The sequence below is a fragment of the Anditalea andensis genome (assembly GCF_000714815.1).
GTDB classification, from domain to species: domain Bacteria; phylum Bacteroidota; class Bacteroidia; order Cytophagales; family Cyclobacteriaceae; genus Anditalea; species Anditalea andensis.
In genome coordinates this window covers 1-14,940 of sequence record NZ_JMIH01000040.1, presented here as the reverse complement: position 1 = coordinate 14,940, position 14,940 = coordinate 1, and the positions used below count along the sequence as shown (strand labels likewise).

15 protein-coding genes are annotated in these 14,940 nt (G+C 44.4%); 8 read left to right on the top strand and 7 right to left on the bottom strand.

The genetic code is table 11. The annotated features are described in order from the left end of the window. Nucleotides 1-332: 332 nt before the first annotated feature. From EL17_RS21805 to EL17_RS21795, 3 genes are all read left to right on the top strand, one after another. Nucleotides 333-1,916, top strand: coding sequence for a TlpA family protein disulfide reductase (locus EL17_RS21805; RefSeq protein WP_035079685.1), 1,584 nt, complete (start codon nt 333-335; stop codon nt 1,914-1,916). 5 nt (nt 1,917-1,921) lie between these two features. Beyond that, nucleotides 1,922-5,134, top strand: coding sequence for a SusC/RagA family TonB-linked outer membrane protein (locus EL17_RS21800; RefSeq protein WP_084166320.1), 3,213 nt, complete (start codon nt 1,922-1,924; stop codon nt 5,132-5,134). 87 nt (nt 5,135-5,221) lie between these two features. Further along, nucleotides 5,222-6,580, top strand: a complete 1,359-nt coding sequence (locus EL17_RS21795) for a RagB/SusD family nutrient uptake outer membrane protein (RefSeq protein WP_051720341.1) — start codon at nt 5,222-5,224, stop codon at nt 6,578-6,580. Between the two features lie 44 nt (nt 6,581-6,624). Here EL17_RS21795 and EL17_RS21790 read toward each other — a convergent pair whose 3' ends face one another. The 3 genes from EL17_RS21790 to EL17_RS22935 form a co-directional block, all read right to left on the bottom strand. Then, the gene (locus tag EL17_RS21790) at nt 6,625-6,864 is read right to left on the bottom strand and encodes a hypothetical protein (protein ID WP_035079681.1); all 240 of its coding nucleotides are present in this window, start codon (nt 6,862-6,864) and stop codon (nt 6,625-6,627) included. Between the two features lie 362 nt (nt 6,865-7,226). Further along, nucleotides 7,227-7,622 carry a four helix bundle protein gene (locus tag EL17_RS21785; protein ID WP_035079691.1) on the bottom strand — a complete coding sequence of 132 codons (396 nt, stop codon included), beginning with the start codon at nt 7,620-7,622 and terminating at the stop codon, nt 7,227-7,229. A gap of 180 nt (nt 7,623-7,802) precedes the next feature. Beyond that, nucleotides 7,803-8,339: a MauE/DoxX family redox-associated membrane protein gene (locus tag EL17_RS22935; protein ID WP_164675220.1), complete on the bottom strand. Its 537-nt coding sequence runs from the start codon at nt 8,337-8,339 to the stop codon at nt 7,803-7,805. Between the two features lie 123 nt (nt 8,340-8,462). Here EL17_RS22935 and EL17_RS21775 point away from each other — a divergent pair, with 123 nt between their 5' ends. Both EL17_RS21775 and EL17_RS21770 read left to right on the top strand, forming a co-directional pair. Beyond that, nucleotides 8,463-9,881, top strand: coding sequence for an isoprenoid biosynthesis enzyme family protein (locus EL17_RS21775; protein ID WP_035079677.1), 1,419 nt, complete (start codon nt 8,463-8,465; stop codon nt 9,879-9,881). A gap of 50 nt (nt 9,882-9,931) precedes the next feature. Then, entirely contained in the window at nt 9,932-10,126 is a 195-nt protein-coding gene (locus EL17_RS21770; RefSeq protein WP_035079674.1) for a hypothetical protein, read from the top strand. A 3-nt stretch (nt 10,127-10,129) separates the two neighbouring features. On the opposite strand, the gene EL17_RS21765 is transcribed toward EL17_RS21770, so the two are convergent. Next, nucleotides 10,130-10,552 carry a hypothetical protein gene (locus tag EL17_RS21765; RefSeq protein ID WP_035079671.1) on the bottom strand — a complete coding sequence of 141 codons (423 nt, stop codon included), beginning with the start codon at nt 10,550-10,552 and terminating at the stop codon, nt 10,130-10,132. Nucleotides 10,553-10,809: 257 nt separating this feature from the next. Here EL17_RS21765 and EL17_RS21760 point away from each other — a divergent pair, with 257 nt between their 5' ends. Together EL17_RS21760 and EL17_RS21755 are read left to right on the top strand one after the other, a co-directional pair. Next, on the top strand, nt 10,810-12,072 hold the full coding sequence (locus EL17_RS21760) for an aminotransferase class I/II-fold pyridoxal phosphate-dependent enzyme (protein WP_035079668.1): 1,263 nt from the start codon (nt 10,810-10,812) through the stop codon (nt 12,070-12,072). Between the two features lie 204 nt (nt 12,073-12,276). Further along, nucleotides 12,277-12,894 carry a TetR/AcrR family transcriptional regulator gene (locus EL17_RS21755; protein WP_035079665.1) on the top strand — a complete coding sequence of 206 codons (618 nt, stop codon included), beginning with the start codon at nt 12,277-12,279 and terminating at the stop codon, nt 12,892-12,894. Between the two features lie 387 nt (nt 12,895-13,281). Here EL17_RS21755 and EL17_RS23715 read toward each other — a convergent pair whose 3' ends face one another. The 3 genes from EL17_RS23715 to EL17_RS21745 all read right to left on the bottom strand — a co-directional run bounded on the left by EL17_RS23715 (nt 13,282) and on the right by EL17_RS21745 (nt 13,911). Further along, entirely contained in the window at nt 13,282-13,488 is a 207-nt protein-coding gene (locus EL17_RS23715) for a hypothetical protein (protein ID WP_164675219.1), read from the bottom strand. A gap of 3 nt (nt 13,489-13,491) precedes the next feature. Continuing rightward, a complete protein-coding gene (locus EL17_RS24230) occupies nt 13,492-13,623 on the bottom strand; it encodes a hypothetical protein (RefSeq protein WP_262482697.1) in 132 nt (43 codons plus the stop codon). 78 nt (nt 13,624-13,701) lie between these two features. After that, entirely contained in the window at nt 13,702-13,911 is a 210-nt protein-coding gene (locus tag EL17_RS21745) for a hypothetical protein (protein ID WP_035079660.1), read from the bottom strand. 221 nt (nt 13,912-14,132) lie between these two features. Here EL17_RS21745 and tnpA point away from each other — a divergent pair, with 221 nt between their 5' ends. Then, nucleotides 14,133-14,585, top strand: a complete 453-nt coding sequence (tnpA, locus tag EL17_RS21740; protein WP_035079657.1) for an IS200/IS605 family transposase — start codon at nt 14,133-14,135, stop codon at nt 14,583-14,585. Nucleotides 14,586-14,940: the final 355 nt, after the last annotated feature.

Genomic DNA, 14,940 nt, shown 5'->3' with positions numbered 1-14,940 from the left:
TAGGGTCCTGGGTAAGGGTTTCGGGGTGACGTCGTATGGAGGATCCGTATAGGATACCTCTCCGCTCCGGTCGAGGTCACAGCGTAGGGGAGTCGGTCGAGGTGACGTACGGGAGGTTACATTATGATGAGCCATAAACCCTTATCCATCAATCATCAATCATCATTCATCAACCATGACATAACAACCAAACAATTGAAAACCCGCCCCACAATTTTCCTCACTGGTTAACGATACCCCCCCAGGAAAACCAAACCGACCAACCCCGTGGGGCGGTACTTTCTAATTGCAAATAGAGTAATACAATACCGATAATTTCTAAATAACACACTATGAAAAAAAGAAACATCTTTTTCTTCCTGGCACTGCTATGCCTTTTCGGGAAGGATTTATACGGGCAGAAAGTTGCCGGTCACCCCCCAGTCCCTTCCGCTGTGGAAGGGGCACCGGTGGTGGTGTATGGGGAGATAAAGTCAAGGAAAGCGCTATCTCAATTTGAAGTTAAATATTGGGAGAATCCTCTCGATCTACAGAATGATGCACCTGTTTCCGTTTTAGAATACATCACTTTATTACCAGGAAAATTATCCGATGGAACGCTGGGCAATTATACTTTTAGGTGGGATGGTAATTTGAGTTACCCTACTGTAATTAGTATCTCCTCACTTGAAACTGACTTACTCAATCAATTCGTGCTTTTCCCAGGGGACAGCATCAAGGTATACCTAGATACTCATACACATGTTAGAGTGTTTTCAGGGCCTTCAGAGGCATCCTTCCAATATCAGGAAGACAGGAAGAGGATGAATAAGAAAAACATTTTTTCCAAACCGGTAAGTTTTCTGATCAGAAATCCTTCCAGTCTTTTTGATGATGAAGAGCAGTTAAAGGCACATCAGAACCAACAGCTTCATGGTTTCGGAAGGGAAGTAGATATCCAGGAGCCTGATGCCATGTCCATGTTTTTAAAATTTAAGGAGGAATGGGATTCCTTTAAAACCCATCAGCTGGCTGACCTACCTGAATATGGTCATATCAAAGACCGTCATCTTAAATACCTATTGGCCCATGATTTAGCGGAGTCCTATAACACTGACCTCCAATCTTTGGCCCGAACCAAGGATTATGCGATTCAGGAAGGTAATGATCAGCTCTCAAGAGAAATTGACCAATTGGCAATTGATAAATTCCTGCCATTATTGACTACTTATGATGACCCATCCCATCATTCTCCTTATGTCAAAGCTCTTTTTACCCTTTTGACTCAATTCTCCACTTTTAAAATAGGAGAGGGTCTGGATGATTTAGCCCTTACTGCAAACCTAAAGGACCAACTTCTGATGATGGATATATTCTGGAAATATAGACAAGGGAGGATACCATACTATGATCTGGCAGAGATGGCAAAAAAAATAAGGCACCCAGAAACCAAGAAAATCACGGAAGATTTTCTAGTTAAGTTTAGGCCCGGTACGGAGGTGACAGGTTTTAACTTTCAGACTCCTGAGGGAGATTCGTTGAAGCTGGATGACCTGCGTGGCCACTATGTTCTTGTCAGCACTTATTTTACCGGCTGTTCGGCATCATCCAATTATTATAAAAGAACATTGGACACACTATTGGATACCTTTAAGACCACACCTGATTTAAAAGTAGTAATCATCTCCTCAGATACTGATGACCAAGTGTGGCATCATAGCCTTTCTTCAAAGCAATACACAGATCATAGGGCCATTAATCTGTGGGCAGGCACACCTAATCACCCATTTCTTCGATTCTACCATCTAAAAGGATATCCCAGTCAGGTGCTATTGGGCCCAGATGGGGAAATAATAGCTATACCAGGATTAAAAATTGGTACCAAAGGGCTTATAAGTACCATTCAAAAACATTTAAATTCTCAATCCAAACCTTAACTATTATGAAAATAAATTTACTTATATGTTTGGTAATGTTGTGTTCAGGAAGTGTTTTCGCTTTGCAGGATACAGCCTATACCGTAAACGGAAGAGTGCTATCCTCAGAAAACGAAAGTCCAATACCGGGAGTTGCTGTCATGCTGAATCCAAACCAGGGAACCATTACCGATAATGAGGGCTATTTTGCCTTACATCTGGATGAAGGTCAATACCTCCTTTATATTTCAGCGATGGGTTTTGGGAAACGGGAAATAGGTGTAACGGTCCCTGTGGAGGAGCCATTAATGGTCTATCTCAGACCAGATGAAATGCAGCTTGGTGAAGTAGAAGTTATTTCAACAGGATATCAAACTTTGTCAAAAGAAAGAGCTACCGGGTCATTTGTACATATTGATCAAGCATTATTGAACAGAAGGATAAGCACCAATTTATTGGAAAGGTTAGAAGATATCACTCCAGGTTTAGTGTTTAACCGTATAGGACCTGCCTCGGACAGGATAAGCATACGCGGTCGCAATAGTATTTATTCCAATTCCCAACCCCTTATTGTCATAGATAATTTTCCCTATGACGGACCATTGGAAAACATCAATCCAAATGACGTAGAATCGGTCACTGTGTTGCGGGATGCAGCCGCTGCCTCTATATGGGGTGCCAAAGCTGGTAATGGCGTTATTGTGATCACTACCAAAAAAGGGATAAAAGGAGCACCGCAGATTACAGTCAATTCCAATGTGACGATGGGACAACGCCCTGACCCTTTTTACAGGCCTTTAATGTCTACCACTGAGTTTTTGGAAATGGAAAGACATCTGTTTGAGACAGGATTCTATGCACCCACTGAAAATAGCCCCTCCAGACTTCCCTTGACTCCAGCTGTGGAAATTATGATTCTGGAAAGAGACAATTTAATTTCCTCGGATCAGGCGAGTGCCCAACTCGCCCAGCTCGGGCAGCTTGATGTCCGGAATGACATGAGGGATTATTTGCATAGGGAAAGTATATTACAACAGCATTCTTTCGGGATCAGAGGAGGTTCCTCCTCACATAATTACAGTCTTTCAGCAGGGTATGACAAAAATATAGAAAATCTGAGAGAGAACAGTTTTGAAAGGATATCCATTCAGGCAAATCAAAATTTTTTGGCTTTGAATGATAAGCTGAATATTGGTACAGGGATAAATTTCATCAGGACCAACAGAAATATGGGAAATCCGGGACCAGATGCTTTCAGGATGTCCACTGTAAGTCTAAGACCTTATCCCTATGCCCAATGGCGGGATGGGCAGGGTATAAACCTGCCGGTGGTCAGTGATATCAGGGATTCTTTTAAGAGGGAGGCAGAAGCTGCCGGTTTATTACCCTGGAACCTATATCCGCTAAATGAAATACAGCAAATTGAAAACACTACCTCTGCTAATGATTTAAGGTTAAATGTGAATATGAGCTATCAGTTCCATCCCAACATCAAGGCAGAAGTTTTATACCAGTATTGGAACAATAACACCCTGAACAAGGATTTCTCCTCTGCAGAAAGTTATTTTACGCGCAATCTTGTAAATCAACTTACACAGTTGGATGGGAATGGACAGTTGAGCTATCCTATTCCAGTAGGTGGTATTTTAGATTTAGCTAACCGTTCGGCTTCCAGTTATAACTGGAGAGGGCAGCTGAACTATTCTAATAGCTGGAAAGAGGGACACGAGTTGACTTCAATGGGCGGATATGAAATAAGATCCCTGAACAGCACCAGGTATTCTAACAGATATTATGGATATGATCCTTTGACAGGAGCAAACAATCCGGTTGATTTTGTTAACCTATACCCACAATTTTCAAATCCTGCGGCAAGAATACAAATACCTTTCAATACATCCTCAACGGGGCAAATTGATAATTTTGTAAGTTATTATTCAAATATTTCTTATACATACCGGCATAGATACACCTTAACTGGGAGTGCCCGTAGGGATGCATCCAACCTTTTTGGAGTAGAGACCAATCAAAAATGGGTTCCGCTATGGTCAATGGGATTGGGATGGATATTGAGTGAAGAAAGCTTTTATCCTTGGACGAGCTATGCTAGGTTTAGGGGCACCTATGGGGAAAATGGAAATGTGGACAAAAGTGTCTCGGCCCTCACCACTGCCAGAATATTTGGTACCGGTAGGTTCACTGGTCTTAGAGAGGCGACCTTAATGACTGCCGCTAATCCGGAACTTCGGTGGGAAAGGATTAAGATTCTTAATTTAGCTCTTGATTTTGAAAATGCATCAGGCAGGTTCTCCGGATCGTTTGAGTTTTACACCAAAAACGGCACGGATCTAATAGGTGACCGACCTTTTGCCCCCAGTACTGGCTTAAGCAATTATAGAGGCAACTTTGCTAATACAAGTACAAAGGGTTTTGATTTCCAGATAGGAAGCCAAAATCTGACTGGTAGGTTTCATTGGAGAACAGATATACTACTCTCTCATGTCAATGAAAAAGTTTTAGACTATGAAGTTGAGGGAACGGCTTTTCAATATCTTTCACAGGGAAGTGGTGCCGGTTCAACTGTAATCATCACACCAATGGCAGGAAAACCTTTGTTTGCTGTCTATAGTCTGCCTTGGGCAGGGCTTGATCCGGATACCGGAGCTCCACTTGGGTATTTGGATGGAGAAATCAGCAGCGATTACGGAGCGATTTTAGGTGCGGCCAGACCTCAAAGTATTCAATACCATGGTCCCTCACGTCCCACGGTATTTGGGGCCGTCCGCAATACTTTTGGATATGGTCCTTTAACGCTTTCCTTTAATATAAGCTACAGGTTTGGATATTATTATAGAAGGGAATCTGTGCGTTATGAAAACGTCCTAACAGGCTTGCTCGCACATGGTGACTATTCGGAAAGATGGAGACAGCCCGGTGATGAACAGTTTACCCAAATTCCAGCCACCCCGGAAAATAGGAGCATCCAAAGGGATAATTTCCATGCATTTTCTGAAAGTCTGGTTGAAAAGGGGGATCATGTCCGTTTTCAGGATATCAACATAGCGTATTTATTGGACAAGAAGTCATGGACACCATTGCCCTTTAACAGCATGGAGATTTATGGATATGTTAATAATATAGGCATGATTTGGAAGGCTTCGGATGACCCTTTAGATCCTGACTTTCGGTCCATGAAACCTTTAAGGAGCTTTACCCTTGGCGCCAGAGTAAATTTTTAAGGTGGGGGGACATTTCCCTCATCTCTTACATTTGGCTCATAGATGAAGCCACCCCACTAATCGTTCAACTAAATAAACAATAATAAAATGAAAAAATATATAAACTATCGGCTCCTTATTTTTGGAGCTTTTATGCTGGTAGGTTGTGAAGATTTTCTTAACCAAAAGCCAGACCAAGCTCTGATCACTCCAAATTCATTGGAAGAATTAAGGGCTTTACTGGATAATAATACACAGGCAATGAATCAGGAACCTACTTACTTGGAAGGGGCTTCAGATGATATATTGATCAGAGAAAGCCTGTACAATACGCTTACTCCGATAAACAAAAATATTTATATCTGGGATCCGCAAATATATGATACACCTTCTATTATAGATTGGACCCTTCCATTTTCACAGATTTTATATGCGAATACGGTATTATTTGAATTGGAAAAGTTTGGGGAGGCAGAAAAATCAAGTCTTGAATGGAAGGATTTAAAAGGAAGTGCTTTGTTTTATAGAGCCTATGCTTATTTCTCCCTGGCGCGACAATTTTGTTTGGGATATGATAAGGGAAAAGCAGAGGAATTGTTGGGTTTGCCATTAAGGACCTCTCCCGTTATAGATCAGCCCAACTCAAGAGCCAATCTTAAGGAAACTTTTGCATTGATCATTAATGATCTTCAGGAAGCTGAATCCTTATTAGGGACAAGCTCATCTTTTGTAACCAGGCCCACTAAACCTGCAGCCTCAGCCATGCTTTCCAGGGTGTATCTTTATATGGGATTCTTTCAGGAATCTTTAAATTATGCTGATTTGGCTCTGACTTACCGAAATGAAATTCTGGATTATAATGCAGTAAATTCAGTACCCGCTAGGCCTTTTGTAAATCAATTTGAAGAAGTTATATTCTACAGTGATCTTTTGTTCGCCACATTTTATTTTTTTAATGCTGGTGCAGAAGTAGTACCGGATCTTGTTGGACTTTATGAACCCTATGATCTTCGGAAATCCCTATTCTTTTTCAAAAGGGGAGAAGGCTATGCATTTAAAGGGCAATATTCCTTTCAGGTCCGCTTATTTGGAGGATTGGCTACGGATGAGCTGTATTTGAACAAAGCAGAATGTCACGCCAGATTAAACCAAGGAGAACTTGCAGTGGAGACAATTAATAAGCTCTTGGAAAAAAGATTTGTTTCAGGAATGTTTGAGCCGTTAGTATATAGCAATGATGGTGAAGCCTTACAAATGGTTAAAAAGGAAAGAAGAAAACAACTGTTGCTTCGGGGTATTAGGTGGGGTGATTTGAAAAGATACAATTTATTACCGGGAGAAGAAGTGACTTTGACTAGGAACACCCCTGATGGAAATTTTGATCTGCAGCCTCACGATCTCCGATATGCTTTTCCTATTCCCGAAGATGAAATACTGTTAAGCGGTATCGCACAAAACCCAAGGTAAAAGAATAGAGAAATAGGCTTGGAGGACCTCCAAGCCTTATTACATTAAAGTTGAATAAATTGGCCGGATACCTGGCTAATCATTTCTCCCTGATCATTGAACCTGGCTGTACAAATGGTTGCATCAGGGTTACATTCATACAAATCATTAGGAGATAGATCCACCCATACTCCTTCACTAACCTGACCCTTTAATGTCCCTTGTTCCGGCATATTAAATGCAAATGCCGCTGCCGCTGCAAGTGCTAATGCCACTACTTGAACTTTTTTTAGTAAATTGATCATAATGTTCTTCTTTTTTTAACAATCAAAAAAGACAGTAAAAACGTTTTGGTTATTAGTCTACTCTGTTTTAAGGGTTTTCGACGTCCCCCTTATTACTCCATCCGGCACAGTGAGCTTCTGACCCTCACTCCCAGAAGAGACGGAGTTGACCCAAAGGCCAATTTTTTATTATTCAACTTCATTGTTCAGCTATAATGGTTCAGCTTCGCCGTTCAGCATCGCGTTCAGAAGTTCAGCTTCGCAGTTCAAGGCTTCGCCGTTCAGCTACGCGTTCAGGGCTACGATCTAAGCTCTGAACACTTGAACCTTGAACCTTTGAACCTTTGAACCTTTGAACTCTTGAACCCTTGATCATCCTGATTTTACTTCCTCTCTGCATATTTATTTCCTTTATATTCGCTACTTTTTAGGTAGGTAATCAGTCTGTTGAGTTTGTATTTAAGGGAGGCAGTTCTCAATAGTAGATTTTCGAACACTTCCTCAGCAATAAACTGTGCGTCATAGGCCCGATAGGATTGGGCCCTTAATTCTCCATTGGACCCTTTCGCTATATATAGAAACTGGATAAACTCTTTGTTTCCATCCCTGTCAAATCCCTCTGCTATATTGTCCATCACCGATCCCGCAGCAGCATTCATTTGGTTACTGAAACGGTAATCTGTTTTAAAATCCCCTTCTTTCGTAAGTTCCCTTACGACTTTGGCAAGTTCCCTTGCCTCCTTCCAAATCTCCAGTTCTTCAAAATTTTTTATAGCCATAGCAGACACCATTTGAACCCTTTAACCTTTGAACTATTGAACCTTAAACATTTTGAACTTTAAACTCTGAACATTTGAACCTTTAAGATTTTGATCCTCTGAACATTGAACACTTGAACATTTGAACCCTGAACTCTTGAACATTGAACTCTTGAACCCTGAACATTTGAACCTCTGAACCTACTTTCTATATACATATATCCCCACCACACTTATCCCTACGAATACCAGATTCACCGCCAGATGCTCGCCCCAGCCCAGTGCATCCAGTATCCCGGCGCAGCCGCAGGGAGTCCTTTCAAATGCCCCGATCCAGATCAGGCCCACATAGACCGTAAAGGCGGTCATCAGCACCAGGGAACCGACCAGCCCCGCCAGCCGGGTGCTGTCAAACAGCAGCAGACCCACCAGCAGCAGTTCCGCTGCCGGCACCCCCACCGCGATCCGTTCCCCCCATTCACTGGGAAAGGGCTGGTTCAGCACCGCCGAGCGGAAGCCTTTAAAGTCTACCAGCTTGGCCATGCCGGTATAGCCTAACATCATGACCAAGATCAGGGTACAGATATGATAGATATGTGTTAAGTTTAAGGTGTTCATTTTATTAATATTAATAGTTTCGAAATTTTTTTTATTATTGCTGATAGGAAAGTTAGTAGGTAAAAATGGCTTTAAAAATAAAATCAGGGTATTTTTTGTTATTTTGGGACATTGTCTCAAATGTCCCATTTAGGCCAAAGACTAAAAATATAATCTTTAATGTTTGGAAAAATAAATTAAGTTGTATTAATTCAAATTTAACTTAATGGAAAAGTTGTACCGTTTCTTAATGTGAGTATGTAAATGGCAAATAATGTATTACAGTATATGATGCTGGTAAAACCGGCTATGGATGCCCTTTTGCCACTGGATATCCGGTTCTATAGGGCCGCAGCCCCCTTTCTGGAGGTCAGTTTTCTGGGCCACCGTTCCATATTGATGAAGGCCGGAGAAAAAGAAAAAGGGTTTAGGTATATCGTGAAGGGCCTGATGGGGCGTGCGTACGAAGGGAAACTGCAACAGCTGTATTTTCAGGGCCAGTTGCCCTTTGACAGGGATGCGTACTTTTCTGGGGCCCCGGGCATGCATTACTGGGAGTCCATCGGCAGCACGGTGATGCTGCACATCAGCGGTCCTGCCAAACAGGCCCTTCTGGATCAGGTGCCGGAATTTGTCCCCCTGTTTAAAAAATTGCTGTTAAAGGCTGCCAAAGATGACAGGGACTGGGCCAACTGGCAGCGGAAGCACCACTCAGAGGCCTATCCCCAACTCATAAAAATGGAACCTAGTCTCCGGCAGCTCTTGCACTTAAACCAGCTGGCCTCGCTGATGAACATTTCCCGAAAGACTTTTTCAAGATACCTGAGCAGCGCGGACAGGACCGGTGCCCTCCCGCGTAAAGCCCGGCTACGTATTGCCGGAAGGCAGCACCCCTGGGCAGGTCTCGCCCACGATGAGGTGACCGGCTGGTTGGCAGATATAGGCCTGTTGAGCCAGCCGGATGAACAGGAGAAGTTCAGAAAACAGGGGCTAAGCCTGCTTCCGGCCAATATATACCCCGATATATCCTTCAGAAAACTGTTAGTGATCGCAAAACTGTACGCCCTGCTGCACCTGATGGAAAAACACAGCGGCCCTGACCATGAGCAGTATTGGCAAGAACAGCGCAACCTTTTTCTGCTCATCCTCCAGGGAAATACAGGGGCCATCATCCCTTCACCCGCAGCAGCTTTCAGACTGCTTTGGGACCTGGGCTATGAGGCATTCAGGGAAGAAGCCCTCCGGCAGCTGGGCGTACTGGTGCTTGCGCATCTCGAGCAGAGAATGAAATCGGGGCACAAAAGGGATATGGATGCCTGTCCCTGTCCGCCGGATATGGGGCCGCTGGCATATGGGCTGGTAGAGGTAGTCTACGGGGACAGACCTGCGGTATGGTGGGAGATCTGGCATTCCCTGAATACGCAGAAAAAACACTGTCTCCAATACCTGGAGCTGCTGGACACCTGGTGCATGGCCGGTATTAAGGCGGCCGACAGAAAGGACAAAAAAGAGATAACAGCAGCCATGGCAGCCACGGCAGCCCGCTACCTGAGAGAGGAAGTCAAGGTCATCCGCTACCGGAAACAGCATATAGGGAAAATCCTGCAGTGCTTTGCCATATTCAGAAACCTGATGGCCGGGAGTATGGAATGGTACATGCACAGCTCCCCCTCACCGAACTGAGGACTTTATCCCCATTACAAATCATCCCATTTCCTATCATACTATATCATATGATCAAAAAAAGATGTGTCATATATGCCAAAGACATACAGCGCATTACCGGAAGGAGCGAGCGGTATGGACAGAAGGTATTGAGCAAGATCAGGGTTTTATTGAATAAATCCCCGGATCAGTTCGTCACAGTGGAAGAATTTTCCCTGTTTTCTGGTATTCCTGAAGCTCAGGTGGAAATGTATATGGACTGAGCTTCAGGAAGCCGGTATCAAAGAGTAATGGTATACCCGGCCCTGCTTTATCCCGCTGATCTGCTGCTCTTTTAGAAGGAAAGATAGCCGCACAGCTATATTACTGTCCAGCTTGTCAATATTGGTTTCAGGTTCTGCTTCCACGATTTTACCTACTATTTCTTTCTTGGTAGCCTTGTCCAGTTTGGAAAGCGCATAGGCTATTTTTTCATCCAGCTTCATGTCACTGTTATAGGTGGAAATGGGTTGGAGTTTGGGTGTCTGGGAATCAGGAATATGGGTGCCGTTAAAAGATGGGCTGCCGTTTCTAGTCTGTTCCATGGCTGCTATGGCCACCTGTAAACTTTTCACCTTGCCCATAAGATCCTTTAGCCTTTCGTGCATTAATTCTAGGATCTGGTCTTCAATGACAGGTTGGTCTTTCATGCATGTGGATGGGTTTAAGGTTATACAATAATAATACTTATTTTGTTGAAATCCACCACTGCATTAAGTTTTATTCATTTGTATTTACTTTAAAAATGCTTCTTTACGGTAATCAATAAGTGATTTTCACTTACCGCATTGAACTTTAGTACTTTGTGTTTTGTGCTTACTGAAAATTTTTTTTTAATATTTAATCATTATTAAATAAATTATGATTAAATTATGCTGAAATTATCTTTTAACTTAATTTTTATATTATGGATACTTTAAATTTTACCCATGCTAGTTTTAAAGATTTTGAAAACATCCCCGGCAAAGACTTTAAGGCGACTGCAAGCTATTTTGGAACCTACCTGGATTATCTCAGGGAGCGGGATTACCTTAATTACAGGATAGAAACCGCCACCGGCTGTGGCCCGGAGCTGATGTTGAAGCTGCCGGGCAAAGATGCTTTTTCCCTTGCCACCAGCTTTGTGTCCAATGACTATCTGGGATTTACACAGCATCCGCTCATCAAGCTGGCCATTATCGAATCCATCAGTAAATATGGTGCAGGGGCAGCCGCTTCGCCGGCTATAGGAGGACATTTTTCCTATCACAGCGAACTGGAAAAGAAAATCGCTCGGTTTTTTAACCGCGAGGAGGCCATTCTCTACAATACAGGCTATACAGCAAACAGTGCCACATTCCAGTGCCTGCTGAAGAAAGAGGACCTGGCGATACTGGATATGGCCGTGCATGCCAGCATCTATGAAGGCTGCCAGCTTACCAATGTAAAATCCTTTCCGCACAATAATATGGAGATGCTCGAAAGGGTTCTGAAAAATACCCAGGGCAGTTACCGCACCCGCATGGTCATCGTGGACGGGGTCTACTCCCAGGATGGGGACATTGCCCATCTGGGGGACATAGTATATCTGGTCCGAAAATATGGCGCTTACCTGGCCGTGGACGATGCACACGGGGTGGGGGTAGTCGGTGAAACCGGTAGGGGAGTGGTCGAAAAATTTGACCTGATAAACCAGGTGGACATCATTATGGGAACCTTCAGCAAAGCACTAGGCAGCCTCGGCGGTTTCATAGTAGCGGATAGGGAGATCATCAATTACCTCAAATTCCAGTCCAAGCAGCACCTGTTTTCCACCACAGCCACCCCGGCCAACATGGGCATCATCCGGGCGCTGGAACTCATAGATGAGGAGCCACAGTGGAGGGCCAAGCTCTGGGAAAACATCCGGTACTTCAAAAAAGGGCTTCTGGACCGGGGCTACAATATAGGGCCCACAGATTCGGCGGTGGTGCCACTGAAGGTAGGGGATATCCATACCACGCTCGAACTGGGCAAAAGGCTGCTAAAAGAAGGCATCTATGCCAACTCCATCATGTATCCTGCCGTGGCCAAAAAGGATGCCCGTATCCGCTTCAACCTGATGGCCACCCATGAATTTCGGCATTTTGACCGGGTGTTTGAAGCCCTCGATAAGATAGAAAATAACATGAAGATCAGAAGCCAGTCTTAAATGGTAACCAATCGGGCATAGCAATGGCATCACTCTTAGGGAAAATTAAATGAGTAGGAGAGATGCCTTAATATCTCAGATGAAATCGAGCATGCCAAAATGCCTCACCTGCTAAGATCTTTTTAAACAAGCGAGATACCATCCCGTTTCCTGCGTCACGGGACAAGTGATGACCTTTTGTATAACATATTATACCCAGATGAAATGGATAAAAACGATATAAAAAGTAAGTTGATGGCAGCAGTAGGCCAGATTCTGGAAACAGAGGGCCACTGCCGGATAAATGCAGACCATATAGCGGAAGTGGCCGGGGTCAATGTGGAAGATATAAGCACCTCCTTCGGTGATCTGGAAAACCTGCTGGAACTGTATATGGTCAGCGAAGATTACTGGATCAAGCTCGTAAGGCCTATATATGAGGTAGTCAGTGGGAATGGGAAACTTAAACTGGAAGATCTGATCGGCTTTTTTCTGAAAAAACAATACAACAATTTGTCCGGCAGTGCCGCCATGCGAAGCCTGATACGCTGGGGCATTGCCGAAAAACATCCATTGATGGGCAAGATAGGCAAGGAGCGGGAAAAAGCCGGTGAGGAAGTATTTTTACAGACAGACCGCCTCTTTGAAGGAACGGGGGTCAACTTCCGCGCCATTTCGGCCCTCAATGTAGCGGCCATATATTACCTGGCCCTTTATGGCAGCACCGGCAACAGCAAATTTTGCGGCATCGACCTGGCCACCGAGGAAGGTAAAAAGGAGATACTGAACAGCATTAAACAGATCAACAGATGGGTTTTCGATAGCATAGGCCACAGAAAGTAACGTGCTGCCAAGGTCACGAAGAGCCAGGTACCAACCAAAAAAATTTCCCCATCCCCCCACCCCAGCCCTGAAAGGGCACCATACCCCAGCGATGGGTGCAGCCCATCGTCTAAAAACCACAATCCCCAATCCCAGCCCTGAAAGGGCGCCATACCCCAGCGATCGGTTCATCCCATCGCTAAAAACCACAATCACCGATCCCTAGCCCTGAAAGGGCGCCATACCCCAGCGATGGGTGCAGCCCATCGTTCAAAAATCACATCCCCGATCCCAGCCCTGAAAGGGCACCATACCCCAGCGATCGGTTCATCCCATCGCTAAAAACCACAATCCCCGATCCCAGCCCTGAAAGGGCGCCATACCCCAGCGATGGGTGCAGCCCATCGTTCAAAAACCACAATCCCCGATCCCAGCCCTGAAAGGGCGCCATACCCCAGCGATGGTTGCATCCCATCGTTCAAAAATCACATCCCCGATCCCAGCCCTGAAAGGGCACCATACGCCAGCGATGGATTCATCCCATCGTTCAAAAATCGTAACCATCGATCCCCAGCCCTGAAAGGGCGCCATACCCCAGCGATGGGTGCAGCCCATCGTCTAAAAATCGTAACCATCGATCCCCAGCCCTGAAAGGGCGCCATACACCAGCGATCGGTTCATCCCATCGCTAAAAACCGCAATCCCCGATCCCAGCCCTGAAAGGGCACCATACCCCAGCGATGGTTGCATCCCATCATCTAAAAACCACAATCCCCGATCTCCAGCCCTGAAAGGGCGACATATCCCAGCGATGGGTTCATCCCATCGCTAAAAACCACAATCCCCGATCCCCAGCCCTGAAAGGGCACCATACCCCAGCGATGGATTCATCTCATCGTTCAAAAATCGTAACCATCGATCCCCAGCCCTGAAAGGGCACCATACCCCAGCGATGGATTCATCCCATCGTTCAAAAATCGTAACCATCGATCCCCAGCCCTGAAAGGGCACCATACCCCAGCGATGGTTGCATCCCATCGTTCAAAAATCACATCCCCGATCCCAGCCCTGAAAGGGCGCCATATCCCAGCGATGGCTACATCCCATCGCTAAAAACCACAATCCCCGATCCCCAGCCCTGAAAGGGCGCCATACCATGTCACTAACATAATATCAATAATAAAAACATAAACTATTTATATGGTTATAATATATATCGCTATATTTATTATTATTTTTTTTAATAAACTAAAAAAGCAATGGGACAATCTCTTGTACAAAATTATATACATATCATTTTTTCTACCAAAAACCGGCAATCCTTCATACATCCTCCCTATGAGGACGAATTGCATAGCTACCTTGGGGGGATATGCAAAAAAATGGACTGTATTCCGTTAAAAATAGGAGGATATACAGACCATGTTCATATTCTCTGCAAACTTTCCAAAAAAATCACTTTAATGAATTTAATGGAAGAATTAAAATCCCATTCTTCCAAATGGATCAAAACAAAAGATAAATCATTGGAAAGATTCTATTGGCAGGATGGGTATGGGGCGTTCTCAGTAAATCCAACCCAGGTAGATATGGTAATTAAATACATAGCCGATCAAAAGGAACATCACAGAAAAAAATCCTTTCAGGATGAATACCGTTTGTTTCTTAAAAAATATCAGGTGGAATACGACGAGCGGTATGTGTGGGATTAGACATGGAATGATTACGCCCTTTCAGGGCTTTATAGGTTGGCAATTATATATCCCGAGGGGCTTCACCCCTCGCTAAAATATTATACCCTTTCAGGGCTAAAAGAAAATATACGGTTCCATAATTTCCACCAACCCAGCTCCAAAGTGGCACCATACCCCAGCGATGGATTCATCCCATCGTCTAAAAATCGCAATTCCCGACCCCAGCCCTGAAAGGGCACCATACCCCAGCGATGGGTGCAGCCCATCGTTCAAAATTCGTAACCATCGATCCCCAGCCCTGAAAGGGCGCCATACCCCAGCGATGGTTGCACCCCATCGCTAAAAACCGCAAATGAGCTAAAGGCAGTCTACA

Bases quoted from the DNA above. Each gene is read 5' to 3' on its own strand.
- EL17_RS21790 (WP_035079681.1), bottom strand. From the start codon at position 6,864: ATGATCAATTTACTAAAAAAAGTTCAAGTAGTGGCATTAGCACTTGCA.
- EL17_RS21800 (WP_084166320.1), top strand. From the start codon at position 1,922: ATGAAAATAAATTTACTTATATGTTTGGTAATGTTGTGTTCAGGAAGT.
- EL17_RS21775 (WP_035079677.1), top strand. From the start codon at position 8,463: ATGGCAAATAATGTATTACAGTATATGATGCTGGTAAAACCGGCTATG.
- EL17_RS21760 (WP_035079668.1), top strand. From the start codon at position 10,810: ATGGATACTTTAAATTTTACCCATGCTAGTTTTAAAGATTTTGAAAAC.
- EL17_RS21755 (WP_035079665.1), top strand. From the start codon at position 12,277: ATGGATAAAAACGATATAAAAAGTAAGTTGATGGCAGCAGTAGGCCAG.
- EL17_RS21805 (WP_035079685.1), top strand. From the start codon at position 333: ATGAAAAAAAGAAACATCTTTTTCTTCCTGGCACTGCTATGCCTTTTC.
- EL17_RS21765 (WP_035079671.1), bottom strand. From the start codon at position 10,552: ATGAAAGACCAACCTGTCATTGAAGACCAGATCCTAGAATTAATGCAC.
- EL17_RS23715 (WP_164675219.1), bottom strand. From the start codon at position 13,488: ATGGGCTGCACCCATCGCTGGGGTATGGCGCCCTTTCAGGGCTGGGGA.
- tnpA (WP_035079657.1), top strand. From the start codon at position 14,133: ATGGGACAATCTCTTGTACAAAATTATATACATATCATTTTTTCTACC.
- EL17_RS21785 (WP_035079691.1), bottom strand. From the start codon at position 7,622: ATGGCTATAAAAAATTTTGAAGAACTGGAGATTTGGAAGGAGGCAAGG.
- EL17_RS21795 (WP_051720341.1), top strand. From the start codon at position 5,222: ATGAAAAAATATATAAACTATCGGCTCCTTATTTTTGGAGCTTTTATG.
- EL17_RS21745 (WP_035079660.1), bottom strand. From the start codon at position 13,911: ATGGGATGCAACCATCGCTGGGGTATGGTGCCCTTTCAGGGCTGGGGA.
- EL17_RS21770 (WP_035079674.1), top strand. From the start codon at position 9,932: ATGATCAAAAAAAGATGTGTCATATATGCCAAAGACATACAGCGCATT.
- EL17_RS24230 (WP_262482697.1), bottom strand. From the start codon at position 13,623: ATGCAACCATCGCTGGGGTATGGTGCCCTTTCAGGGCTGGGATCGGGG.